We start from the raw sequence: 24,649 nt of genomic DNA, 5'->3' as shown, positions 1-24,649 counted from the left end.
TCCTAGTTGTCGCCTGCGGCGAGTTCGCGTTCCACAGCTTCGGTGAGGCGATCCTCGAGGGCCGGCACCTTGATCTGCTGGATGATTTCGTTCAGGAAGCCACGGACCACCAGGCGGCGGGCCACGTCTTCCGGAATGCCGCGTGCCATCAGGTAGAACAGGTGCTGGTCATCGAAACGGCCGGTGGCGCTGGCGTGCCCGGCACCCTCAATCAGGCCGGTCTCGATCTCCAGGTTCGGAACGGAGTCCGCGCGGCAGCCGTCGGTCAGGACCAGATTCTGGTTCTTCTCGTAGGAGTCGGTGCCTTCAGCCTGCTTCTGAATGAGGACGTCGCCCACCCACACGGTGTGCGCGCCCTTGCCCTGCAGTGCGCCCTTGTACAGCACGTTGGACTTGCAGTTGGCCACGTTGTGGTCCACGAACGAACGGTGCTCGAGGTGCTGCCCGGCGTCGGCGAAGTACAGTCCAAGGAGCTCCGCCTCTGCTCCTTCGCCGGCGAACCGGACGTTGGAGTTCATGCGGATGATCTTGCCGCCGAGCGTCACCGCGATGTGCTTGTAGACGGCGTCCTTGGCAACCTCGGCGTCGTGCTGGGCCAGGTGCTTGGCGTCATCTTCCCAAAGCTGGACGGAAACCACCGTCAGCTGGGCGCCGCCGCGGACGAAGACCTCAACGTTGCCGTTGTGGTCTGCAGACCCGTCGTGCTCGAGGATGACCACGGCGCGGCTGTTCTCGCCGGCTTCGATGACGTGGTGGGAGTTCGAGCGCCGGCCGGCGCCCTTGCCCGTCAGCAGCACGCGGACGGGCTCGTCCAGCTCGGCGTTCGCCGGGATCTGGATGAACAGCGCTTCGTCGGTGTTGGCGGAAGCCACGACGGCTGCACGGTCGGCCGGGACCAGGGTGGCACCGCGGGGGGCCTCGCCTGCACGCAGCGTGCGAAGCACGAAAGCCTCGGGGGCCTCCACGGAAACGCTCAGCACGTCACCGTCGGTGGGCGCATCGGAGAGCAGGTTGGCCAGCTCCCGGACGGGGGTGAAGCGCCATTCCTCTTCACGCCCGTTGGGCAGGGCGAAGTCCGCGACGTCGTGGCTGGTGAGCCGTTCAGCGCGGGATGCCATGACCTGCACGCCGTGGCTGTGGTGGCGGTCCACCTTGGAGGCAACGAGCTGTTCGCCCTCCTCAGTGAAACCGGCGATCGACGGAGCGCCGATGCGCGCCTTTTCGGTAGTTGCTTCGGCAGTCATTAACCGACGGATCCTTCCATCTGGAGTTCGATGAGGCGGTTCAGCTCGAGGGCGTATTCCATGGGCAGCTCACGGGCGATCGGCTCGATAAAGCCGCGCACGATCATGGCCATGGCCTCGTCCTCGGGCATGCCGCGGGACATGAGGTAGAACAGCTGCTCTTCGCTGACGCGGGAGACAGTTGCCTCGTGTCCCAGCTGCACATCGTCTTCACGGATGTCTATGTACGGGTAGGTGTCCGAGCGGCTGATGGTGTCCACCAGGAGCGCGTCGCAGCGGACGGTGTTGGCGGAGTGCTTGGCGCCTTCACGGACCTGGACCAGGCCGCGGTAGGCTGCACGTCCGCCGCCGCGGGCCACGGACTTGGAGATGATGGAGCTCTTGGTGTTCGGGGCAATGTGCACCATTTTGGAACCCGTGTCCTGGTGCTGGCCCTCGCCGGCGAAGGCGATGGAGAGCGTCTCGCCCTTGGCGTGCTCACCTACGAGGTAAACGGCCGGGTACTTCATGGTGACCTTTGAGCCGATGTTGCCATCGACCCATTCCATGGTGGCGCCCGCTTCGCAGACGGCACGCTTGGTCACCAGGTTGTACACATTGTTGGACCAGTTCTGGATGGTGGTGTACCGGACGCGGGCACCCTTCTTCACCACGATCTCCACCACGGCGGAGTGCAGGGAATCCGAGGTGTAGATGGGCGCGGTGCAGCCTTCGATGTAGTGGACGTAGGAGTCCTCGTCGGCGATGATCAGGGTCCGCTCGAACTGGCCCATGTTTTCCGTGTTGATGCGGAAGTATGCCTGCAGCGGGATGTCAACGTGGACGCCCTTGGGCACGTACACGAAGGAGCCGCCCGACCACACGGCGGTGTTCAGCGACGCGAACTTGTTGTCGCCCACGGGGATGACGGTGCCAAAGTACTCCTGGAAAATCTCCGGGTGCTCCTTCAGCGCGGTGTCGGTGTCCAGGAAGATGACGCCCTGGGCCTCAAGGTCTTCACGGATCTGGTGGTAGACAACCTCGGACTCGTACTGCGCGGCAACGCCGGAGACCAGGCGGCTGCGCTCGGCTTCCGGGATGCCCAGCTTTTCGTACGTGTTGCGGATATCCTCGGGCAGGTCCTCCCAGGTGGCAGCCTGCTTCTCGGTGGAGCGGACGAAGTACTTGATGTTGTCGAAGTCGATGCCGGACAGGTCCGCACCCCAAGTGGGCATGGGCTTCCGGTCGAAGTACTTCAGGCCCTTGAGGCGGAGGTCGAGCATCCACTCCGGCTCGCTCTTCTTGGCCGAAATGTCCCGGACAACCTCTTCGTCCAGCCCACGGCGTGCGTTGGCGCCGACGTCGTTCTTGTCAGCCCAGCCGTACTCGTAGTTGCCGATGCCGTGGAGCTCGGGATTCTTCTCCAGAATCTCCGAGATCACAGTGTTTTCGGCGACTGCTTTCTCTGATAGTTGGTCCGTCATCACGGCCTTTCTTGCTGATGGTTGGTTACTTCATCCAGGCCGGCGGGGGCTGCTGAAGGCCTTGTGGGCCGCTGGGCAGACAGCCTGCCTGTGGGAATGTGGGTGGTGCAGACGTGGCCGCCGCGGGCCAGTGTGGAAAGCCGGCGCACGTCCACGCCCACCAGCCTTGAGAAGACCTCGGTTTCCACGTCGCAGAACACGGGGAAGCGGGCGGCGAGCTGCTGGATGGGGCAGTGGCCCTGGCAGAGCTGCACGCTGGAAAGGGCCGCGGACAGCGGGGCTTTGGCCTCGATGGAAGCGGCGGAGGACACGAAGTTGTCGCGGCTCAGGGCCGCTGCCAGCGCCTTTGCCCGATCGGCAATCTCGGGGCCGGCCTTCTCGATTTCCGGCGCGTACCGGCGTTCCATGTCCGCAAAACGCTCAACGGCGAAGGCGCGGACCGCATCAGGGCCCGCCACTTTCTGGAGCTGCTGGAGTGCAAGGGCAGCGATGCCCAGGTAATCGTTGCCAAGGCTGGACTGGCCCTGGGAGCTGAGGACATACCGCCGGGCGGGACGGCCTGCACCGGCACCGGACTTGGCAACCCGCTTGACCTCAATAACGCCTGCGCGGGACAAATGGTCCAGGTGGCGCCGGACTGCCGCCGGCGTGAATCCCAGCAGGTCGCCGAGTTCAGCGGCGCTGACCGGGCCATGCTCCAGGACGGCCGAAAGAACGCGGTCCCGGGTGCGCTCATCGGCATCGGCCACCGGACCGGCGGCCACGGGACCGCGGTCTGCGGGAGCCTTGACGGCTCCGTGCCCGGCAAAAGGCACAGCAGTAGCATTGCTCATGGAATACACAACACAATGTTGTCGTAATTTAGTCCCGCGATCCAGTAAGGCGAGGCTGACCTGACCTGCCTCCCGCCAAACGGACAGAGAAAAATACTACATCCCGTAGAATACTGGGGTGCGATCGCCCCAGTCCCCTGTCCTGTCCATTAACGGGCTCGTTAAGGATGTAGGTCCGCTGTCCAGTATGGACGGCAAAATGCTCCGGGTTGTCAGCGGCATCTCACTCATTGCCGAGCGCGGGCAGGTCACTGCCCTGCTGGGCGCCAACGGCGCAGGCAAAACCACCACGCTCGAATGTGCGCAAGGCCTGCAGAAACGCAGCGGCGGCAGCATCTCCCTGCTCGGCCACGACCCCGCGGCGGCAGGGGCTGACCTGCGCTCCCGCGTAGGCGTGATGCTGCAGGACGGCGGGCTCCCGCCGTCGGCCCGGCCCCTTCCGCTGCTCCGGCACATTGCCGGCCTCTACGCCCGGCCCTGGCCGGTGGATGACCTGGCGGAGCGGCTCGGGATCGATACGTTCAGCCGGACCACCGTCCGCCGGCTCTCGGGCGGACAGAAACAGCGCCTGGCGCTGGCCGCGGCGCTGCTGGGCAGGCCCGAGGTTCTGTTCCTGGATGAACCGAGCGCCGGCCTGGACCCCCAGTCCCGCCAGCTGGTCTTCGAACTGATCACGGAGCTGCGCGATGCAGGGATGGGGATTATCCTCACCACCCACCTGATGGACGACGCCCAGCGGCTTGCGGACTATGTGTACATCATCGACGGCGGCCGCAACGTTGCGGAGGGCACCGTGCAGGAACTGCTGCGGCGCGGGCCGGCCGTGGAAACCGGCACGGACCACGTGCGGACCCTCACGTTCGAGGCCAAGCCCGGACTGGACCTGTCCGATGTGCTGCCCGCCGACGTCGTGGTCGCTGAGGAGCGGGCGGGAAGTTACAGCGCCACGGGAGTCCTGACCCCCCAGCACCTCGCTGCCCTGACGGCGTGGTGGGCCGCCAACGGCATCATGCCCGCCTCCATGACCCTGCAGGCGCGTAGCCTTGAAGATGTCTTTTTGGACATATCGGGAAAGGACATCCGATGAACCCGTCCCCCGTGGACGCCGCCGGCGCCGCTCCCGGCTTCAGCACTGCCACTCCCGTCGGGCAGGAGCCCGCGTCCCTCTACCGGCGCGTCATGCTGCAGGGCAAGTACGAGGCACTGGCCATGCTGCGCAACGGCGAGCAACTGATCCTGGCCGTGGTGCTGCCGCTGCTGGCCCTCGTTGGCCTGACAGTGACGCCGTTCCTGGACGGACTGGGGGCCAGCCGCATTGACGTGGCGGTGCCGGGAATCCTTGCCCTCTGCGCCATGTCCACCGCGTTTACCGGCCAAGGCATCGCCACCGGCTTCGACCGGAGATATGGCGTGCTCCGCTTCCTTTCCACCACGCCCCTTGGGCGCGGCGGACTGATTGCGGGAAAGGTCCTCTCTGTCCTGGCCGTGCTGTGCCTGCAGGTTGCGGTGGTGGCGGCCGTGGGCCTCGCCCTGGGCTGGCAGCCGACGGCGGTGGGCTGGGTTCCCGGACTCATCCTCCTTGCGGTGGGTGCGGCCGCTTTCACCGCCCTGGGGCTGCTGGTTGCCGGAACCGTCCGGCCGGAAGCCACGCTGGCCATCACCAACCTGCTGTGGATACTCCTGGGTGCCCTGGGCGGGATCGTAATTCCCGCTGAACGGCTGCCGGCCGCCGCCCAGCAAGTGGTCGGGTTCCTGCCCTCGGGCGCACTCGGCGAGGCCCTGCGGGGCGCCTTCCTGCACGGTGCGCTCAATGGCTCCGCCGCCCTCATACTGGTGCTCTGGACAGTTATTGCCGGGGCAGCAGCGATCCGTTGGTTCAAGTGGAATTGAGATACCCGTGAGCACCACCTTCCGTCTTCCCGAGTTCGCGGGCCGCCTGGCTTCACGGCTGCCCCGCAGTGTGGATGCCAGCGTCCGCCGTCTGGCCGTGGCTTCCCTGATCGGCCAGACGCTGCTGGTGGTCACGGGCGGAGCCGTCCGCCTGACGTCATCAGGACTCGGCTGCCCCACCTGGCCCCGCTGCACCGACACCTCACTGGTGAATACCCCCGAGATGGGCATCCACGGGTTCATCGAATTCGGCAACCGGCTCCTCACCTTCGCCCTGGCCGCCGTCGCTGCCCTGATGCTGGTGTACCTGTGGAACCTCCGCAAGGAGCGCCGTGACCTTTTCCTCCTGGCCCTGGGTTTGCTGGCCAGTATCCCCGCACAGGCCGTGATTGGCGGCATCACCGTCCTCACCAACCTCAACCCTTGGGTGGTGGGCCTGCACTTCCTGGTCTCGATGGCCTTGGTCGTGTTCGCTACGCTGCTGGTCAACCGGGCCTTTGCCCGGACGGGGCGGTTCCGCACTGTGCCCCATGCTGCCCTGCCTGGGGTAATGCGTCCGGTGACTGCCGCCGTCGCGCTCTTCTCCGCCATTGCGGTGATGCTCGGCGTGGTAGTGACCGGCGCGGGTCCGCACGCCGGGGACGCTGACGCCCCCCGCAACGGCTTGGACTGGGACCTCTTCTCCCACATCCATGCCGTGCCCGCGTACCTCATTACCGCCGGCACCCTGGTGGCCCTCGCACTCGTGTTCCTGCGCCGGATCACCGGCCCCGTCCGCACTGCCGTCCTGGGATTGCTTGGTGTGACGGTGCTTCAGGCCGTCATCGGGTTCACCCAGTACTACAACGGAATTCCTGCCCTGCTGGTGGCCGCCCACATGCTCGGGGCCGCGCTGCTGATGGTAGCCGCGACCAATGCCTGGGACATCGCCCGGTCCAGCCCCACGAAGTAGTAGTCCAGCGCCTGGTGAAAGCCTGACGCGGCCAGCCCGCCGCAGTCCCTGCGGCACGAAGCGCCCCGGTTCATCTGTGAACCGGGGCGCTTTGCGCTGTGCAGCGGTTTCTGCTCAGCCTGCCACCGCAGGAGCGGGAGCGCCGGATCGTGCCGCGGCGTGTTCCGTGTCCAGGAAGTCGATCCCCCCGGCATGCACCAGCACTACACGGGCCGTAGCGATGTCATAAAACAGGCCGGTTGCCTGGATGCTGCCCGAGGCGAGTGCCGGTCCCACCACCGGGTGGGTTTCCAGCTTGCCAAGCTGCACGGCCACGTTGACCATGCCGAGCTGGTCCAACCTGCAGAAGCCGGCGTCGGCTGCCGCCTGCGCCACCGGGTGACCAGCCAGCAGCTCGCGGTAGCTGGGCCGGGCATGGTCCAGCCAGGCATCGAAGCCCGGCCCCAGGGCACCATGACCCTTGCCCTCCGCATCGGTGATGGCCTTCATGGCACCGCAGTTGGAGTGCCCGCAGATCACTATCGAGCCCACCTCCAGTCCCTTCACGGCGAAGGACAGGACGGAGTCGATCGAGGCGTCCTGCCCGTCGTGGCACACCACGTTGCCAATGTTCCGCAGGGTCAGCAGGTCGCCGGGCCCACTGCTGGTGATCAGGTTGGGATTAAGGCGGGAATCAACGCATGCCACGAACAGGGCGTCCGGATTTTGGCCGTCCGCCAGGTCCTGCACCAGTGGACGGACCTGTTCCGCAAAGCGCCGGTGGTACTTGTCGATGCCCAGCAGGACCGGCTGCAGCGGAGCCACGTCCTTCCCTGCCTGGCTGCCAGCAGGTTCCGGCGCTTCCGCCGGCTGAAGCCAGGAGGTCCTGGGCGGCAGCGGAAGCTCCCGGGCTTCCTGCCGTTTCGGCGCCTGGCGGGCTGCATCCTGGAAGAGAGTGTTTCCGTGTTCTTCGAGGCAGACCCTGCCGCCGGCCGCCTCATACTGGTGCTTCCAGGCCAGCAGCGCCTCGCGGAAGGCATGGTCCAGGTAGTCGGCGTTCAGCTCCACTACGGTGCGCTTGCCGGCGGGGACTGCGTGCAGCACGCGGTTGAGCCGGGGCAGGGCGAAGAAACTGCAGGAGCCGGTGATGGTCACCCGCCAGGGGTCCGACGGCGAGGCGGGCGGATGTGCCTGCACCGCCGCCCGCAGCACCCGCCACAGCACGCTGGCCGCAGCCAGCGCCAGCCCGATCATTACGCCTTCGAGCAGGTTGAGGAACACCACGCAGAGCAGCGTGGCGGCGTAGATCAGGAAATCCCCGGTGCGCAGACTCGTCCTGATGTCCGCGATTTTGATGAGGCGCGCGCCGATGACCACGAGCAGCCCTGCCAGGACGGACAGCGGGATGAGCTGGATCAGACCCGCGAAGAGGGCGGAGAAGGCAAGGACCCACACACCGTGCAGGACGGCTGAAGCCCTGGTGGCTGCCCCTGCCTCCACGTTGGTGGCACTGCGAACAATGACGCCCGTGACGGGCAGCCCGCCCATGGAGCCCGAGACGATGTTGGCTGCCCCCTGGCCCAAGAGCTCGCGGTTGAGGTTGGTGCGTGGGCCGTTTTGCATCTTGTCCACGGCGACGGCGGAGAGCAGGGATTCGATGCTGGCTATCAGTGCCATCGAGAGCACGGCGAAGGCGACTGCCCGCCAGTTTCCGTCAGGCAGCTGCGGCAAGGCGACGGCGTCGAAAATCGACCCGCTGAAGGAGATCCGCTCAACCGCCGGAGCGAATGCCACGGACAGGCCGGTGCCGGCCGCGACGGCGGCCAGCGGACCCGGGACGCGCCGCACAGCGACAGGCAGGTGCTTCCAGCCGAGGAGGATGGCGACGACGGCAAGCCCCAGCAGCGCGGCGTGCAGTTCCACGTTGGTGATGGCCGCCGGAAGGGCGGTGAGGTTTTCAAGGGCGGAACCGGCGGGGCTGGCACCCAGCAGGACCTGGAGCTGCTGCAGGATGATGGTGATACCGATGCCGGCCAGCATCGCCTTGACCACCACCGGCGAGACGGCCAGCGCCGCGCGACCCACGCGACTGATCCCAAGCAGGAGCTGGACGACGCCGGCCGCCGCGGTGATCAGGCAGGTCGTCTGCCAGCCGAATTCGTCCACCAGCCCTGCCACGATGACGGTCAGTCCGGCAGCGGGCCCGCTGACCTGGAGCGGGGATCCGCCCAGGCTTCCTGCCACGAGGCCGCCCACCGCGGCGGCGATCAGGCCAGCCATGATGGGTGCACCCGAAGCGGCCGCAATTCCCAACGACAGCGGCAGCGCCACCAGGAAGACAACCAGTGATGCGGGGACGTCCTTCCCCAAGTGCCGCAGGACCGCTGGGCGGCGGAATCTGAAAGAGCGTTCTCCAGGGCCCCGCTGCGGCGGCGGGCTGTGGCTGGGGAACGGTACGGTGGCGGGATCGTGTGCCTGGGCCATGGGTTTCCTTTTGCTTGCGGGCAGGACCGGTCCCAGAGTAACTGGCTAGTCACGACCAGTGACGTGTTAAGTGACTGACATGACATACTCTGTCATGTCCGCAGTCCGGGCAGGTGATGCTGCCCGCGCACAGCAAAAAGCCCCTCCCGAACAGACCCGGGAGGGGCTTGGGCAGAAAGCGGAAGGCTAGCCGGCTATCAAGGCTGATCCGACAAAAGGATCAATGGCCAAGGCGATGAACAGCAGCGTGAGGTAGCTAATGGAACCGTGGAAGACCTTCATGGCCCGCTTGTCCGGGATATCCTCACGCTGCGCGCGGTTGTACAGCGCGTGGGACTCATAGAGGAACCAGGCACCGGCGAGAACTGCCGTGACGGTGTAGACCCACCCCGCTCCGCCTGCGGGAACCATAAGCAGGGAGCATGCCACCATGGCCCACGCGTAGAGGACCACCTGCACGGAAACAACCTTGGCCCCGGCGATGGCGCCGAGCATCGGAACCTTGGCGTTGCGGTAATCCTCGCCGTACCGCATGGACAGCGGCCAGTAATGCGGCGGTGTCCAGAGGAAGATCACCATGAACAGGATGATTGCCGGCCATTCCACCGAGTTGGTCACGGCGGCCCAGGCGATCAGGACCGGGAAGCAGCCTGCCGCGCCGCCCCACACAATGTTCTGCGCAGTGCGCCGCTTGAGGATGATCGTGTAGATCACCACGTAGAAGAAGATCGCTCCGAGTCCCAGCCAGGCGGACAGGGGGTTGGCCCCGAACCAAAGGATGGCAATGGCGGCCGCGCCCAGAAGCCAGGAGAAGACCAGCGCTTCGCGCGGCGTGACCTCGCCGGTGACGAGCGGACGGTTTTCGGTCCGGTGCATCAGCTTGTCGATATCGCGGTCGATGTAGCAGTTGAAGGCTCCGGCGCTGCCGGCCGCGAACGCGCCGCCAACCAGCGTGGCCAGGATGAGCCCGATCGAGGGGAAGCCGCGCTCCGCGTAGATCATGGTGGGAAGGGTGCTGACCAGAAGCAGTTCGATGACGCGCGGCTTGGTGAGGGCGAGATACGCCTTTGCCTTACGGGCAAACCCGGGCCGTGGTGCCCGGGATGCTTTCAGCGGCATATCTGTTGTGCTCACGGTGGCGGTCACCCGTTCTGTCGGCAGTTGTGTCTGGCTGTCCAGCTGTGTCAATACGGCTGCGTCCCGACCGCGCCGGTGAAGCAGTGATCCACGCAACAGCCGGGAGTTCCGGGTGGCTATGAGGACTCTGCACCCGGCGCTGGCCTCCGAATATCATACCGCGCCGGACCCCTCCCACCTTCCGCCGTTTTGGTGCTGATGATCGCTCGCGCGCCGATTCGAGCAGATTAACTCAACCTCCCTTCAGGCCCGTTCACAAAAGCGGAAATTGCGTCCACAACGTGAGATTTGCGCCGCCCGAAAGGTGGAATAGAGCTAAGCTGTCACCAGATCAGCACGCAGCAAGAAAGCAGTGGAAAACGCATTCCCGACTTGCTCGTGGCTGAGTGACAAAGATCAACGTTTCGATGGTGAACGGCTGGTACACACCGCAGCGGGCGCCACACACGTGCCTTGAGACGGACCCGGTGTGCCGCCTGCCATCAGCACAGAGAGGGGCCCGGTTTTCGTGCCACATTTGGAAGAGCAAGAACTGTCCTGGACCAGCCTGGATCAGCGCGCGGTGGACACTGTCCGCGTTCTGGCCGCGGATGCGGTGGAGAAGGTGGGCAACGGGCACCCGGGTACGGCGATGAGCCTGGCGCCGGCCGCGTACCTTCTGTTCCAGAAGCTGATGCGCCATGACCCGCGCGATCCTGAGTGGCTGGGCCGTGACCGGTTCGTCCTCTCCCCCGGCCACACGTCGCTGACCCTTTACATCCAGCTGTTCCTCTCAGGCTACGGCCTGGAGCTGAAGGACCTGGAGGCGCTGCGCACGTGGGGTTCGCTGACTCCGGGCCACCCGGAGTACAAGCACACCGCCGGCGTTGAGATCACCACGGGCCCCCTGGGCCAGGGCCTGGCCTCATCCGTTGGTTTCGCGTATTCGCAGCGCCGCATGCGCGGCCTGTTCGACGCCGATGCTGCCGCCGGCGAGAGCCCGTTCGACCACACCATCTGGGTTATCGCCTCCGACGGTGACCTGCAGGAGGGCGTCACGGCCGAGGCTTCCTCCCTGGCCGGCCACCAGGAGCTGGGCAACCTGGTTGTTGTCTACGATGAGAACCACATCTCCATCGAGGACGACACCGACATTGCCTTCACCGAGGATGTCCTGAAGCGCTACGAGGCGTACGGATGGCACGTCCAGCGGGTGGACTGGACCAAGACCGGCGAATATAAGGAAGACGTCCACGAGCTGTACTCGGCCCTGCTCGCGGCCAAGGCCGAGACGTCCAAGCCCTCGATCGTGTCGCTGCGCACCATCATCGGCTACCCGGCCCCGAAGAAGCAGAACACGGGCAAGATCCACGGTTCCGCGCTCGGCGCCGAGGAAGTCGCGGCTCTGAAGGAAGTTTTGGGCTTTGACCCGGCCAAGTCCTTCGAGGTGGACCAGGAAGTCCTGGCCCACGCCCGCTCCGTGGTGGACCGAGGCGCGGCTGCACGCAAGGAATGGGAAGAGTCCTTCAACGCCTGGCAGGCCGCCAACCCCGAGGGCGCGGCCCTGCTGCAGCGCATCGAGGCCAAGGAACTGCCCGAGGGCGTCGAGGGTGCCCTTCCGGTGTTCCCCGCCGGCAAGGACGTCTCCACCCGCGCCGCCTCCGGCAAGGTCCTGAACGCCCTCGGCCCGGTCCTTCCCGAACTGTGGGGCGGTTCGGCTGACCTGGCGGAGTCGAACAACACCACCATTGAGGGCTCGCCGTCGTTCGTTCCGGCCTCCAAGCAGACCGAGGCCTGGTCCGGCAACCCGTATGGCCGCGTCCTGCACTTCGGCATCCGCGAGCACGCCGCGGCGTCGATCGTGAACGGCATCAGCCTGCACGGCCGCACCCGGGCGTTCTCCGGCACGTTCCTGATCTTCAGCGACTACCAGCGCCCCGCCATCCGCCTTGGCGCGCTGATGGGTGTCCCGTCCCTGTATGTGTGGACGCATGACTCCATCGGCCTGGGCGAGGACGGCCCCACCCACCAGCCGGTGGAACAGCTCGCCTCGCTGCGCGCCATCGTCGGGCTGGACGTCGTCCGCCCGGGTGACGCCAACGAAGTCGCCGCGGCCTGGAAGACCATGCTGGAAAACCACGCCAACCCGGCCGGCATCGTCCTGACCCGCCAGAACATCCCCACCTGGGAGCGCGGCGACGGTGAAGCCAGCGGTGACACGTTCGCCTCCACCGCCGGTGTGGCCAGGGGCGGCTACGTCTTGGCCGAGGCCTCCAAGGACGGCGCCACCGTCCCGGCCGACGTCATCCTGATCGCCACCGGCTCCGAGGTCCAGCTCGCCGTGAAGGCCCGCGAAACCCTCCAGGCCGAAGGCATCGCCGCCCGCGTCGTCTCCATGCCGTGCGTGGAATGGTTCAACAAGCAGGACGCCGGCTACCGCGAATCCGTCCTGCCCGCCGCCGTCAAGGCCCGCGTGTCCGTCGAAGCCGGGCTGGCCCTGGGCTGGAAGGAATTCGTCGGCGACGCCGGCCGCTCCGTCAGCCTCGAGCACTACGGCGCTTCGGCCGACTACAAGCGCCTCTTCCAGGAGTTCGGCATCACGGCGGAAGCAGTGGCCGCCGCCGCCAAGGACTCCCTCGCAGCCCTGCAGGCCTAACCACCGATTTCCAGGAGAAAAAGACAATGACTACTCCCACCCAGCAGCTCTCCGACGCCGGAGTCTCCATCTGGCTCGATGACCTTTCCCGCGGACGCCTCGACACCGGCACCCTGGCCAAGCTCATCGAAGAGAAGAACGTGGTCGGTGTGACCACCAACCCGTCCATCTTCCACGCCGCGATCACCGCCGGCACGGACTACGACGCCACCATCGCCAAGCAGGCAGCGGCCGGCGCGTCCGTAGAGGACACCATCTTCGAAATCACCACCACCGACGTCGCTGACGCGTGCGACCTTTTCGCCCCCGTAGCAGCAGCCACCAACGGTGTTGACGGGCGTGTGTCCATCGAGGTGGATCCGCGCCTTGCCTGGGACACCGCCGGCACCATCGCCGAGGCCAAGCACCTGTACAAGCGGGTCAACAAGGACAACGTCCTGATCAAGATCCCCGCGACCCTTGAGGGCCTTGAGGCCATCACCGCCACCCTGGCCGAGGGCATCAGCGTCAACGTGACCCTGATCTTCTCCCTGGAGCGCTACCGCGCGGTCATCAACGCTTTCCAGTCCGGCCTGGAGCAGGCCAAGGAAAACGGCCACGACCTGTCGAAGATCCACTCCGTGGCATCCTTCTTCGTCTCCCGCGTGGACACCGAAATCGACAAGCGCCTCAACGCGATCGGCACCGACGAGGCAACGGCCCTCAAGGGCAAGGCCGGCCTGGCCAACGCCCGCCTGGCCTACCAGGTCTACGAAGAGCTCTTCGCCACCGAACGCTGGGCGCTGCTCGCCGAAGCCGGCGCACTCCCCCAGCGCCCCCTGTGGGCCTCCACCGGCGTGAAGGACCCGGCCTACCCGGACACCCTCTACGTCACCGAACTCGTCGCCCGCGGCGTGGTCAACACCATGCCCGAGAAGACCCTGGACGCCACCTTCGACCACGGCGTGGTCACCGGTGACACCGTCACCGGCACCTACACCGAAGCCAACGCAACCCTGGACGCCCTGGAAAAGCTCGGCATCTCCTACAACGACGTCGTCGCACTCCTGGAATCCGAAGGCCTGGACAAGTTCGTAGCCAGCTGGAAGGAACTCCTCGGCGACGTCGAGGGCGCCCTTGCCGCCGCACGGAAGGCTTCCTAACCAACCATGAGCACACTCAGCTACGACGCCACAGGAGCCGCACAGCAGGCCCTGGAACAGCACCTCCCCGCCCTGGTGGAGGACCGCATTGCCACCCGGATCTTCGCCAAGGACCACACCCTGTGGGGTCCCGATGCCGAGGCCGAGTCCGCCATCCGCCTGGGCTGGGTGGAAGCTGCCGCCGTCTCCCAGCCCCTGGTCAAGGACATCCTGGAACTCCGCGACGCCCTGAGGGCTGAGGGCGTTACCCGTATCGTCCTGTGCGGCATGGGTGGATCCTCGCTGGCCCCGGAGGTTATTGCAGGTACCGCCGGCGTCAAGCTGATTGTGCTGGACAGCACGGACCCTGACCAGGTCCGTGCTGCCCTGACGGACCGGCTGGCCGAGACCGCCATTGTTGTCTCATCCAAGTCCGGCTCCACCGTGGAAACGGACTCCCAGCGGAGGGTTTTCGAAAAGGCATTCGCTGACGCTGGCATCGACGCCGCAAGCCGGATCATCATTGTCACCGATCCGGACTCCCCGCTGGACAAAGCCTCCCGCGATGCCGGATACCGCGCCATCTTCAACGCCGACCCCAACGTCGGCGGCCGCTTCTCTGCCCTGACCGCCTTCGGCCTGGTGCCTTCCGGCCTGGCAGGCGTGGACATCCAGGCTTTCCTCGACGAGGCCGAGGAAGCAGCGGAAATCCTCAACGATGACGCACCCGAGAACATCGGGCTTGCACTGGGAACCGCACTGGGCGGCACCAATCCCCTGCGCAACAAGATCGTCATTGCGGAGGACGGCTCGGGGATCGTCGGCTTTGCCGACTGGGCCGAGCAGCTCATCGCCGAGTCCACGGGCAAGCTCGGCACCGGTGTCCTGCCGGTGGTGGCTGGACCGGCCGCCCCGGAAGTCACGTCCGGAGCCCCGGACGTCCTGGTGGTGCGGCTGGTTGCCGCGGACGCCGACGTCGAGCTCGGTGACAACGAAGTAGCCATCGCCGGCGGTCTGCCCACCCAGATGATGGTGTGGGAATTTGCCACTGCCGTGGCCGGACGCCTGCTGGGCATCAATCCCTTCGACCAGCCCGACGTCGAGGCCGCAAAAGTAGCCGCCCGCGGCCTGCTGGACGCCCGGCCCGAGCCCACCCCGGCGGCGTTCGTTGACGGAGCCATCGAGGTCCGCGGCGGCGACTGGCTGGGTGAAGCCGCCACCGCCGAAGAGGCCGTCCGTGCCCTGCTGGGGACCCTCCAGCCGGACAGCTACCTCAGCGTCCAGGCCTACTTCGACCGGCTCGCCTTCGTGCAGCTCGAAGGCGTCCGTGACGAGCTGGCAACTGTCACCGGCCGTCCGGTGACGTTCGGCTGGGGCCCCCGCTTCCTGCACTCCACCGGCCAGTTCCACAAGGGCGGGCCCGCGATTGGAGTGTTCCTGCAGGTCACTGCCGATGCCGCGGAAGACCTTGCCATCCCGGACCGTCCCTTCACCTTTGGGCAACTGATCGCCGCACAGGCTGCCGGCGACGCGCAGGTCCTGAGCGAGCACGGCCGGCCCGTGCTGCGCCTGCACCTGACCGACCGGGCCGCCGGTGTGGCACAGTTGCAGGAAATCATCGCTGCCCTGTCCGCCAGGTCAGCCACCGTTATCGAAAGCTAAGGCACAAAGCACCATGCCAGAAACTGAATACGGCAGGTCGGCCGGGACGCGTTCGGGCCAACGCCGGAATCCGCTCCGGGACCCGCGTGACCGCCGCCTGAACCGGATTGCCGGCCCGTCGTCGCTGGTGCTCTTCGGAGTCACCGGCGACCTCGCCCGGAAAAAGCTCATGCCGGCCGTGTACGATCTCGCCAACCGCGGCCTGCTGCCGCCCAGCTTCGCGCTGGTGGGCTTCGGACGCCGGCCCTGGAGTGATGCGGACTTCGCCGCGCAGGTGAAATCGTCGGTGCAGGCGTACGCGCGGACGCCCTTTGATGAGGCTGTCTGGAACCAGCTGTCCGAGGGCATCCGTTTTGTCCAGGGCGAGTTCGACGACGACGGCGCCTTTGAGCGGCTCGGCGAGACCATCAAGGAACTCGACGACGTCCGCGGCACCCGGGGCAACCACGCGTTCTACCTGTCCATTCCGCCCAAGGCGTTTGAGCAGGTCTGCCGGCAGCTGTCCAAGCACGGCCTGGCGCAGGCCGAGGGTGAGAAGTGGCGCCGTGTGGTGATCGAGAAGCCGTTCGGGCACGACCTTGAGTCCGCACGGAAGCTGAACGACATCGTGGAGTCGGTGTTTCCGCAGGATGCGGTGTTCCGGATTGACCATTACCTGGGCAAGGAGACGGTCCAGAACATCCTGGCGCTGCGGTTCGCGAACCAGCTGTTTGAGCCGCTGTGGAACGCGAACTACGTTGACCACGTCCAGATCACCATGGCCGAGGACATCGGCACCGGCGGCCGGGCGGGATATTACGACGGCGTGGGCGCGGCCCGCGACGTGATCCAGAACCACCTGCTTCAGTTGCTGGCGCTGACGGCGATGGAGGAGCCCATCTCCTTCAACGCTGACCACTTGCGCGCGGAGAAGGAAAAGGTCCTCGCCGCCGTCAAGCTCCCGGAGGACCTGTCCACGCACTCGGCGCGGGGCCAGTTCACCGGCGGCTGGCAGGGCGGGGAACAGGTCCAGGGCTACCTGGAGGAAGAAGGCATCCCGGCTGATTCCACCACCGAGACCTTCGCCGCGATCCGGGTGGACATCCACACCCGCCGCTGGTCCGGGGTGCCGTTCTACCTGCGCGCCGGCAAGCGGCTGGGCCGCCGCGTCACCGAGATTGCGGTGGTGTTCAAGCGTGCACCGAACCTGCTGTTCCGCGACCACGCCGAGGATGACTTCGGGCAGAACGCGGTAGTGATCCGGGTCCAGCCCGATGAGGGCGTGACCATCCGGTTCGGTTCGAAGGTTCCGGGCACGCAGATGGAAGTCCGGGACGTGACCATGGACTTCGGCTACGGCCATTCCTTCACCGAATCCAGCCCGGAGGCCTATGAGCGGCTGATCCTGGATGTGCTCCTGGGCGAGCCGCCGCTGTTTCCGCGGCATGAGGAAGTGGAGCTGTCCTGGAAGATCCTTGACCCGTTCGAGGAGTACTGGGCCACCCTGAACGAACAGCCCGAGCCCTACGCCCCGGGCAGCTGGGGACCTGCCTCTGCCGATGAGCTGCTGGCCCGCGACGGACGAACCTGGAGAAGGCCATGATTGTAGACCTGCCGGACACCACCACCTCGAGCGTTTCAAAGAAGCTGATGGCCCTGCGCGAGCAGGGCGGCGTGATCGCCCTGGGCCGGGTCCTTACCCTCGTGGTGGTCACCAAGTCGGGGCTTGAGGAAGAAGCGATCGAAGCGGCCAACGATGCCAGCCGCGAACACCCCTGCCGGATCATTGTCCTCGCCGACGCCGGAGCGGACGCCGAGGACCGGCTGGACGCCCAGATCCGGGTGGGCGGTGACGCGGGTGCGTCCGAGGTGATCGTGCTGCGCGGTTACGGCCAGCTCTCGCACGAAAGCGAGTCCTTGGTCGCTGCCCTGCTGCTCCCGGACGCCCCGATCGTGGCCTGGTGGCCGCACGGCGCCCCACAAAATGCATGCGAAACCTCCATCGGCCGCATCGCGCACCGCCGCATCACCGATTCGGCGAACGAACCGGATCCGCAGGCGGCGCTGGAGAATATCCACAAAACCTACCGGGCCGGCGACACGGACCTGGCGTGGACACGCCTTACCAACTGGCGGATCCAGCTCGCGGCAGCTTTGGACGAGGTTGACCCCTCACCGGTCACCGCGGTCGCCGTCGAGGGTGCCTCGGATTCGCCGAGCACCATCCTCCTGGCGGCTTGGCTCACCCTCGCGCTGGAAGCACCCGTGACCATCGTGGCCGACCCCGCCGGAACGGGCATCCGCCGCGTCCGGCTCACACGGCCCGGCGGGGACGTCCAGCTCTTCCGCCCGGGACTTTCCGTGGCCGAACTGACCCAGCCGGGTCAGCCTGCCCAGCGCATCTCGCTGCCACGCCGCAGCCTCCGCGACTGCCTGGCCGAGGAACTGCGCCGCCTTGACCCGGACGAAGTCTTCGGTGAAGTGATTACTATGGGACTGCCACGAACCAATCTAAGGAGCGTCCGACCCAGTGAGCGTTGAGCCAAGAGTAAGCATCCATCCTGATTCGTCCGTGCTGATGGCGGCCATCGCGGCCCGCCTCATTACCAAGCTTGTTGATGTCCAGGACAAGCATGGCGAAGCCACCGTGGTCCTGACGGGCGGTACGGTGGGCATCGGCACGCTCAAGGCTGTTGCTGACTCTCCGGCGGCACCCGCCGTCGACTGGTCCAAGGTGAACTTCTGGTGGGGGGATGAAAGGTTCGTCCCCTCTGACGATCCGGACCGGAACACGAAGCAGGCCTTCGATGCACTGCTGTCCCATATTCCGGTTGACCCCGAGCGGGTCCACATCCCCGGGTCGGCGGACGACTTCGGCAGCCCGGAAGAAGCCGCGGAGGACTATGCCCGCCGGCTTCGGGAGGCCGCTGCAGCCGAACACGCGGCGGACATGTCCGACGACCGGCCCGATGAGCCTGCTGTGCTCCCCCGGCTTGACGTTGTCCTGCTGGGGGTTGGACCGGACGCGCATGTTGCATCGCTGTTCCCTGAGCAGGCCGGGATCCGCGAAAAGCAGCTGACGGTGGTGGGAGTCCGCAACTCCCCCAAACCGCCACCGCTGCGGGTATCCCTGACCCTGCCCGCCATCAACACGGCCTCAGAGGTCTGGATGGTCGTGGCGGGAGAGGACAAGGCCGGCGCTGTGGGACTTGCCCTCGCCGGCGCCAACCCGGTCCAGGTGCCGGCTGCAGGGCCGCGGGGAACATCGCGGACGCTGTGGCTTATCGACGAGAACGCTGCGTCACGTGTCCCGCATCAGCTCGTCCGGAAGGACGCCGCGGGCGCGTAGCTTTGCCAGCGCTCCGGCCAGCACGTCTTCGGCGTCCTGGCCGGAGCGCCGTTCTTTAACGTACTCGAGGTGGCTTTTGAAGCCTTCGTCCATGACGTCCGCCGCTGCTGCGTGTCCGTCCCGGGAGGCCGGGGCGCCACACCGCCGGCAATCCCAGACGAGCGGAATCTGGTCCTCCGGGATCTTGAGGAACACCGGCCTGGTTTCATGGCCTTTTGCGCACCAGTACGAGACCTGGATGCGCGGTACGGCCTGTGCGTGGTCCTCTGACTCGAAGCTGAAACCCGTTCCTTCCGTGACTCCCGCGCGGGTGCCGCGGAAGCCGGATGCCGGATGAATCATCGGGACTCCTGCCTGGTTAAAACAGAACTGTGGCTGTCGGGAACCGACAGCCACAGTTTAGTTGGCAGACCTGCCCGCCGGGAGTGTCACCGCGGCAGTTTCTGTTATCCGTGTGACCGGCTCAGGAATCTCCACCGGCGGTGAACCGCATGATCAGCCCGAGGGCGATGATCACGACGCCCCATGTGACGCCGAGGATCACGGTGAACCGGTTGAGGTTGCGTTCGGCCACGCCCGAGGAGCTCAGGCCGGAACTCATGCCGCCGCCGAACATGTCGGACAGTCCGCCGCCCCGTCCCTTGTGAAGGAGGATGAGCAGTGTCAGCAGGAGGCTGGTGATGCCCAGGAGGATCTGCAGAATGACATGAAGAACGTCCACGACGGCCTTTCAGGAAGTTGGATTTGCGGGAGTGTGCGCAGTGGGACGGACTAGTCCGCCACCAGGTGACTCTCGAACCTGACAATATTAGCAAACTCGGCCGGATCGAGGCTTGCGCCACCCACCAGCAGGCCGTCCACGTCGCGTTCCTTGAGGATGGCGGCGGCGTTGTTGGCCTTTACCGAACCGCCGTAGAGCAGGCGGGTCTTCGCAGCCGTCTCCGGGCCGAACAGGGACTCGAGCTCTGCGCGGATGGCGGCGCACATCTCCTGGGCGTCCTCCGGCCCGGCAACCTCGCCGGTGCCAATGGCCCAGACCGGCTCGTAGGCCACCACGAGCTCCGCCGCCTGGTCCGGGGTAAGGCCAGCGACACCGGCGCGCAGCTGCTCCAGTGTGTGGTTGACGTGCGTGCCGGCCTGGCGGATCTCGAGTCCTTCGCCGACGCAGAGTACGGGAACGAGGCCGTGCTTGAAGGCTGCCTTGACTTTAGCGTTCAGGACGTCGTCGGATTCGCTGTGGATGGTGCGGCGTTCGCTGTGGCCCACCAGGACGTACTTGCAGCCCAGCTTGCTCAGGAACTGGCCCGAGATGTCGCCGGTATAGGCTCCGGAGTCGAACTGGGACAGGTCCTGCCCGCCGTAGGCAATGTCCAGGTCGTCACCCTGCACCAGAGTCTGCACACCGCGGAGGTCGGTGAACGGCGGGAAGACTGCCACTTCAACCCGGCTGTAGTCGTGCTTGGCATCCGAAAGGGTCCAGGCGAGCTTCTGCAGGAGGGTGATGCCCTGCACGTGGTCCATGTTCATTTTCCAGTTGCCCGCGATGAAGGGCTTGCGGTCGAAAGCGCCGTTCGTTGACGTAGTCACATATTCTCCAAAAAAGGTTCTTGATAAGTGTTGGGCCGGCAGGCTGCGGACGCAGCCTGCCGGCCCCGGGGACTGGAAGGCAGTCCGGTACGGCTACCGGACACTGTTCCTAGCGGTCGAGGACGCTGAGCCCCGGAAGTTCCTTGCCTTCAAGGTATTCCAGGCTGGCACCGCCGCCGGTGGAAATGTGTCCGAACTGGTCATCAGCGAAGCCGAGCGTGCGCACGGCGGCAGCGGAGTCCCCGCCGCCCACGACCGTGAACGCGTCGGTTTCGGTGAGGGCCTGGGCAATGGCGCGGGTGCCGGCGGAGAAGGCTTCGAATTCGAAGACCCCCATCGGACCGTTCCAGAAGACGGTTTTGGCACCCTTGATCCTGTCAGCGAAGGCGGCTGCGGATTCAGGCCCGATGTCCAGGCCGATGCCCTTGGCGCCGAAGCTGCTGCCCTCGATGGCCTCTGCCGCAACAGTCTCGTGGGCGGCGTCGGCGGCGAACTTCTCGGCCACCACCACGTCCGTGGGGACGACGAACTCGGTGCCGGCGTCTGCGGCGCGCTTGAGGTAGTCCTGGACCACGGGGATCTGGTCCTCCTCGAGCAGGCTGGACGCAACCTTGTGTCCCGCTGCTGCGAGGAAAGTGAACAGCATGCCGCCGCCCACCAGGATGGTGTCGGCCTTGCCCATCAGGTTCTCGATGACTGCGAGCTTGTCCGAGACCTTGGAACCGCCCAGCACCACCACGTAGGGACGCTGTGTGTCAGTGGTGAGCTTGCGGAGCACTTCCACCTCGGTGTGCACCAGGTCGCCCTGGTAGGACGGCAGCCGGGTGGCGACGTCGTAAACACTGGCGTGCTTGCGGTGGACGGCGCCGAAGGCGTCATCAACGTAGGCGCCGTTGTCACCGGTCAGGGCCACGAGCTCATCAGCAAAGGCGCCGCGCTCGGCGTCGTCCTTGCTGGTTTCGCGGGCATCGAAGCGGACGTTTTCCAACACGAGCACTTCGCCGTCCTGAAGTGCGGCTGCGGCTTCCTTCGCTGCGCTGCCTACGGTATCCCCGGCCAGGGAAACCTTGAAGCCAGCCAGTTCGGCCAGGCGGTCAACCGCGGGCCGGAGGGAGTACTTGTCCTCGGGGGCGCCCTTGGGGCGTCCGAGATGGGCTGTTACCAGCACGCGGGCACCGGCGTCCGTGAGCTTTGACAGCACTGGAAGGGAGGCCTTGATGCGGCCGTCGTCAGTGACTGTAGAGCCGTCGAGCGGCACATTCAGGTCACTTCGAACCAGAATGTACCGCCCGCGGACACCTTCAGCGATCAGTTCGTTGAGGGTGTGAGATGTCATGTGTCTAACCCTAGCCCAGCTTGGATGCCACGAGCTCCGTGAGGTCGACGAGACGGTTGGAGTAGCCCCATTCGTTGTCATACCAGGAAACAACCTTGACCTGGTTGCCGATGACCTTGGTGAGGCCGGCGTCGAAAATGGAGGATGCGGGGTCGCCCACGATGTCGGAGGAAACGATGGGTTCCTCCGTGTAGGTCAGGAAGCCCTGCAGCTCCTCGGACTCGGCTGCGCGCTTGAGGGCGGCGTTGACTTCCTCGACGGTGGTCTCGCGGGAGACGGTGACGGTAAGGTCGGTGGCTGAACCGGTGGGGACGGGAACGCGGATGGCGTAGCCGTCCAGCTTGCCCTTGAGCTCGGGCAGGACCAGGCCGATGGCCTTTGCTGCGCCGGTGGACGTGGGGACCATGTTGACGGCTGCGGCGCGGGCGCGGCGCAGGTCCTTGTGCGGGCCGTCCTGCAGGTTCTGGTCTGCGGTGTAGGCGTGGACGGTGGTCATGAGGCCGCGCTCGATGCCGAACTCATCGTTGACTACCTTGGCCAGCGGGCCGAGGCAGTTGGTGGTGCAGGATGCGTTGGAAATGATGTTGTGGGTGGCGTTGTCGTAGAGGTCGTGGTTAACACCCATCACAATGGTGATGTCCTCGTCCGATGCCGGGGCAGAAATCAGGACCTTCTTGGCGCCGGCGTCAATGTGCTTCTGCGCATCGGCGGCCTTGGTGAAGAAGCCGGTGGACTCGATGACGATGTCGACGCCGAGTTCGCCCCAGGGAAGGTTGGCGGGGTCGCGCTCCGCCAGGACCTTGATGACGTTGCCGTTGACGACGATGTTGCCGTCCTTGACCTCGATGGTTTCCTTCAGGCGGCCGCCGACGGAGTCGTACTTGAACAGGTGAGCCAGGGCCTCCGGGCTGGTGAGGTCGTTGACTGCAACGATCTCCAGGTCCGCGCCTTGTGCAAGCGCTGCGCGGAAGTAGTTGCGGCCAATACGGCCAAAGCCGTTGATACCAATACGGGTCGTCACTTTTTCAGTCTCCTTGGTGCTTTCTGAAGCACAACTAGTTGAGCGGGCGTTCAAGCCAACTAACAGATCCCGCACGCCATTGGGCAGAGATGATTTACAGATGGAGGGCGACCAGCCTCATTGCTGAAGGCTAACCGCCTTCCGTGACCTATCTTACGTTTAACTTGGTCCGCCCCCGCAAGTGCGGGGGCGGACCGTCCACATCGCGACCGGTTTAAGTCCGAATGTGAAGTTTGTTACAGGTGCCTGTAGCGGGGGTCACTAAGGGAGAGTGATGAGTCCGGTGGCGTTGGTGCGGGCAGCCTCGAAACGCTGGGCGACGTCGGCCCAGTTCACGATGTTCCAGAATGCCTTGACGTAGTCGGCCTTGACGTTGACGTAGTCCAGGTAGAAGGCGTGCTCCCACATGTCCAGCATCAGCAGCGGAGTGGTGCCCAGCGCGGTGTTGCCCTGCTGGTCGTACAGCTGTTCGATGACCAGGTTCCCACCGATGGGCTCGTAGGCAAGGAAGCCCCAGCCCGAACCCTGCAGGCCGAGGGCGGCCGCGGAGAACTGGGCTCGGAAGGCGTCGAAGGAACCGAAGGCGTCATCGATGGCCGCTGCCAGCTCGCCTTCGGGCTTGTCGCCGCCGTCCGGAGAAAGGTTGTTCCAGAACACGGAGTGGTTGACGTGCCCGCCGGTGTGGAACGCGAGGTCCTTTGACAGGCGGTTGATGTTGGCGAAGTCGCCCTTCTCACGCGCCTCGGCCAGCTGGGCGAGGGCGTTGTTGGCACCGGCAACGTAGGTTGCGTGGTGCTTGCTGTGGTGCAGCTCCATGATGCGCGCAGAAATGTGCGGCTCCAGGGCGGCGTAGTCGTAGCTGAGTTCGGGCAGTACGTACTCTGTCACAAAATCCTCCAATATCGTGGACACTTGGTCCGGTTGCTAACTCTCGGATTGTGCATCCGGGCGTCGGGCACCCGGAATCTTTTTGATTCTATGGGCCTGTTACTCGTCCAGCATTTCAGGCGTCACATTGGCGTCGGTTCCCGGGATGCCCAGGTCCAGCGCGCGCTTGTCCGCCATGGCCAGCAGCCGGCGGATCCTTCCGGCGATGGCGTCCTTGGTCATGACGGGATCGGCAAGGCGGCCCAGTTCGTCCAGGCTGGCCTGCTTGTGCGCCACGCGCAGCTCACCGGCGTACTTCAGGTGGTCCGGAACGTCGTCGCCGAGTATTTCCAAGGCCCGGTCCACCCGGGCGCCCGCGGCCACGGCTGCCTGCGCAGACCGCCGCAAATTGGCGTCGTCGAAGTTGGCGAGCCGGTTGGCGGTGGCCCGGACTTCCTTGCGCATCCGGCGTTCCTCCCAAACCATCAGCGCGTCATGCGCGCCCATGCGGGTGAGGAGCGCGGCGATGGTGTCGCCGTCGCGGATCACCACCCGGTCCACTCCCCGCACTTCGCGCGCCTTCGCCTGAATGTCCAGCCGGCGTGCGGCGCCCACCAGTGCCAGCGCCGATTCCGGGCCCGGGCAGGTCACCTCCAGCGAGGAAGAGCGGCCCGGCTCTGTCAGCGAGCCGTGCGCCAGGAAGGCGCCGCGCCACACCGCTTCGGCATCTGCTGCGGAGCCGTTGACGACGGCGGATGGGAGCCCCCGCACCGGGCGGCCGCGGCCGTCGAGGAGTCCCGTTTGCCGGGCCAGCGCCTCGCCGTCACGTACGACGCGGACCACGTACCGGCTGGCGCGGCGCAGTCCACCGGCGGACACCACGATGATCTCGCTCTGGTGGCCGTAGACTTCCGCGATGGCAGCACGGAGCCGGCGGGCAGTTGAGGCCAGATCCACCTCAGCTTCGATGACGATCCGGCCGGAGATGATGTGCAACCCGCCTGCGAAGCGGAGCATGGCGGAGACTTCGGCCTTCCGGACTGATGACTTCTTGATGTCCAGACGGGACAGTTCTTCCTTGACTGATGCTGTCAGTGCCATGGCACCTTC

The 24,649-nt window shown here is 65.9% G+C and carries 21 protein-coding genes; 9 read left to right on the top strand and 12 right to left on the bottom strand.

The features are described 5' to 3' along the window. Window positions 1-2: 2 nt before the first annotated feature. The 3 genes from sufD to FDW81_RS10250 are packed head-to-tail and all read right to left on the bottom strand — an operon-like array spanning window position 3 to window position 3,540. Window positions 3-1,244: a Fe-S cluster assembly protein SufD gene (sufD, locus tag FDW81_RS10260; protein WP_138134080.1), complete on the bottom strand. Its 1,242-nt coding sequence runs from the start codon at window positions 1,242-1,244 to the stop codon at window positions 3-5. Further along, window positions 1,244-2,707 (bottom strand): Fe-S cluster assembly protein SufB, encoded by a 1,464-nt coding sequence (gene sufB / locus FDW81_RS10255; RefSeq protein ID WP_138134079.1) that lies wholly within the window; start codon window positions 2,705-2,707, stop codon window positions 1,244-1,246. Before sufB ends, sufD begins: the two co-directional genes overlap by 1 nt. Then, window positions 2,707-3,540 (bottom strand): metalloregulator ArsR/SmtB family transcription factor, encoded by an 834-nt coding sequence (locus FDW81_RS10250; protein ID WP_138134078.1) that lies wholly within the window; start codon window positions 3,538-3,540, stop codon window positions 2,707-2,709. Before FDW81_RS10250 ends, sufB begins: the two co-directional genes overlap by 1 nt. A 118-nt stretch (window positions 3,541-3,658) precedes the next feature. On the opposite strand from FDW81_RS10250, the gene FDW81_RS10245 reads away from it, so the two are divergent. From FDW81_RS10245 to FDW81_RS10235, 3 genes are read left to right on the top strand one after another with little or no spacing between them, the layout of a single operon-like run. Next, window positions 3,659-4,627: an ABC transporter ATP-binding protein gene (locus FDW81_RS10245; protein WP_138134077.1), complete on the top strand. Its 969-nt coding sequence runs from the start codon at window positions 3,659-3,661 to the stop codon at window positions 4,625-4,627. Beyond that, a complete protein-coding gene (locus tag FDW81_RS10240; RefSeq protein WP_370278916.1) occupies window positions 4,624-5,430 on the top strand; it encodes an ABC transporter permease in 807 nt (268 codons plus the stop codon). Before FDW81_RS10245 ends, FDW81_RS10240 begins: the two co-directional genes overlap by 4 nt. A 7-nt stretch (window positions 5,431-5,437) precedes the next feature. Next, window positions 5,438-6,382 carry a heme A synthase gene (locus tag FDW81_RS10235; protein ID WP_138134076.1) on the top strand — a complete coding sequence of 315 codons (945 nt, stop codon included), beginning with the start codon at window positions 5,438-5,440 and terminating at the stop codon, window positions 6,380-6,382. A 114-nt stretch (window positions 6,383-6,496) separates the two neighbouring features. Here FDW81_RS10235 and FDW81_RS10230 read toward each other — a convergent pair whose 3' ends face one another. Together FDW81_RS10230 and FDW81_RS10225 are read right to left on the bottom strand one after the other, a co-directional pair. Beyond that, on the bottom strand, window positions 6,497-8,845 hold the full coding sequence (locus tag FDW81_RS10230; protein ID WP_138134075.1) for a bifunctional SulP family inorganic anion transporter/carbonic anhydrase: 2,349 nt from the start codon (window positions 8,843-8,845) through the stop codon (window positions 6,497-6,499). Between the two features lie 186 nt (window positions 8,846-9,031). Continuing rightward, window positions 9,032-9,991: a heme o synthase gene (locus FDW81_RS10225; RefSeq protein WP_138134188.1), complete on the bottom strand. Its 960-nt coding sequence runs from the start codon at window positions 9,989-9,991 to the stop codon at window positions 9,032-9,034. 508 nt (window positions 9,992-10,499) lie between these two features. Here FDW81_RS10225 and tkt point away from each other — a divergent pair. Genes tkt through pgl form a run of 6 tightly spaced genes read left to right on the top strand, consistent with a single transcriptional unit; the run spans window position 10,500 to window position 18,728 of the window. After that, window positions 10,500-12,617 (top strand): transketolase, encoded by a 2,118-nt coding sequence (gene tkt, locus FDW81_RS10220; protein WP_138134187.1) that lies wholly within the window; start codon window positions 10,500-10,502, stop codon window positions 12,615-12,617. A gap of 26 nt (window positions 12,618-12,643) precedes the next feature. After that, window positions 12,644-13,759 carry a transaldolase gene (gene tal, locus FDW81_RS10215; RefSeq protein WP_138134074.1) on the top strand — a complete coding sequence of 372 codons (1,116 nt, stop codon included), beginning with the start codon at window positions 12,644-12,646 and terminating at the stop codon, window positions 13,757-13,759. 6 nt (window positions 13,760-13,765) lie between these two features. Next, entirely contained in the window at window positions 13,766-15,400 is a 1,635-nt protein-coding gene (locus FDW81_RS10210) for a glucose-6-phosphate isomerase (RefSeq protein WP_138134073.1), read from the top strand. A gap of 13 nt (window positions 15,401-15,413) precedes the next feature. Continuing rightward, complete coding sequence (gene zwf / locus FDW81_RS10205) at window positions 15,414-16,982, top strand: glucose-6-phosphate dehydrogenase (RefSeq protein ID WP_138134072.1); 1,569 nt, start codon at window positions 15,414-15,416, stop codon at window positions 16,980-16,982. After that, entirely contained in the window at window positions 16,979-17,920 is a 942-nt protein-coding gene (locus tag FDW81_RS10200; protein WP_138134071.1) for a glucose-6-phosphate dehydrogenase assembly protein OpcA, read from the top strand. The genes zwf and FDW81_RS10200 overlap by 4 nt, the downstream gene beginning before the upstream one ends. Then, window positions 17,910-18,728: a 6-phosphogluconolactonase gene (gene pgl / locus FDW81_RS10195; protein WP_138134070.1), complete on the top strand. Its 819-nt coding sequence runs from the start codon at window positions 17,910-17,912 to the stop codon at window positions 18,726-18,728. Before FDW81_RS10200 ends, pgl begins: the two co-directional genes overlap by 11 nt. Here the strand turns inward: pgl and FDW81_RS10190 are convergent. The 7 genes from FDW81_RS10190 to whiA all read right to left on the bottom strand — a co-directional run bounded on the left by FDW81_RS10190 (window position 18,681) and on the right by whiA (window position 24,640). Further along, window positions 18,681-19,070, bottom strand: coding sequence for an RNA polymerase-binding protein RbpA (locus FDW81_RS10190; RefSeq protein WP_138134069.1), 390 nt, complete (start codon window positions 19,068-19,070; stop codon window positions 18,681-18,683). The genes pgl and FDW81_RS10190 overlap by 48 nt on opposite strands. A gap of 121 nt (window positions 19,071-19,191) precedes the next feature. After that, complete coding sequence (gene secG, locus FDW81_RS10185) at window positions 19,192-19,449, bottom strand: preprotein translocase subunit SecG (protein WP_138134068.1); 258 nt, start codon at window positions 19,447-19,449, stop codon at window positions 19,192-19,194. Between the two features lie 50 nt (window positions 19,450-19,499). Then, the gene (gene tpiA / locus FDW81_RS10180) at window positions 19,500-20,315 is read right to left on the bottom strand and encodes a triose-phosphate isomerase (RefSeq protein ID WP_138134067.1); all 816 of its coding nucleotides are present in this window, start codon (window positions 20,313-20,315) and stop codon (window positions 19,500-19,502) included. A gap of 109 nt (window positions 20,316-20,424) precedes the next feature. Continuing rightward, window positions 20,425-21,651: a phosphoglycerate kinase gene (gene pgk, locus FDW81_RS10175; RefSeq protein WP_138134066.1), complete on the bottom strand. Its 1,227-nt coding sequence runs from the start codon at window positions 21,649-21,651 to the stop codon at window positions 20,425-20,427. Window positions 21,652-21,661: 10 nt separating this feature from the next. Continuing rightward, the gene (gene gap / locus FDW81_RS10170; protein ID WP_138134065.1) at window positions 21,662-22,672 is read right to left on the bottom strand and encodes a type I glyceraldehyde-3-phosphate dehydrogenase; all 1,011 of its coding nucleotides are present in this window, start codon (window positions 22,670-22,672) and stop codon (window positions 21,662-21,664) included. Between the two features lie 261 nt (window positions 22,673-22,933). After that, window positions 22,934-23,560, bottom strand: a complete 627-nt coding sequence (locus FDW81_RS10165) for a superoxide dismutase (RefSeq protein WP_138134064.1) — start codon at window positions 23,558-23,560, stop codon at window positions 22,934-22,936. A gap of 99 nt (window positions 23,561-23,659) precedes the next feature. Next, window positions 23,660-24,640, bottom strand: a complete 981-nt coding sequence (gene whiA / locus FDW81_RS10160; protein WP_015937022.1) for a DNA-binding protein WhiA — start codon at window positions 24,638-24,640, stop codon at window positions 23,660-23,662. Window positions 24,641-24,649: the final 9 nt, after the last annotated feature.

The sequence above is a fragment of the Pseudarthrobacter sp. NamB4 genome, assembly GCF_005796185.1.
Taxonomy (GTDB): domain Bacteria; phylum Actinomycetota; class Actinomycetes; order Actinomycetales; family Micrococcaceae; genus Arthrobacter.
This window is presented reverse-complemented; position numbering and strand designations above follow the sequence as displayed.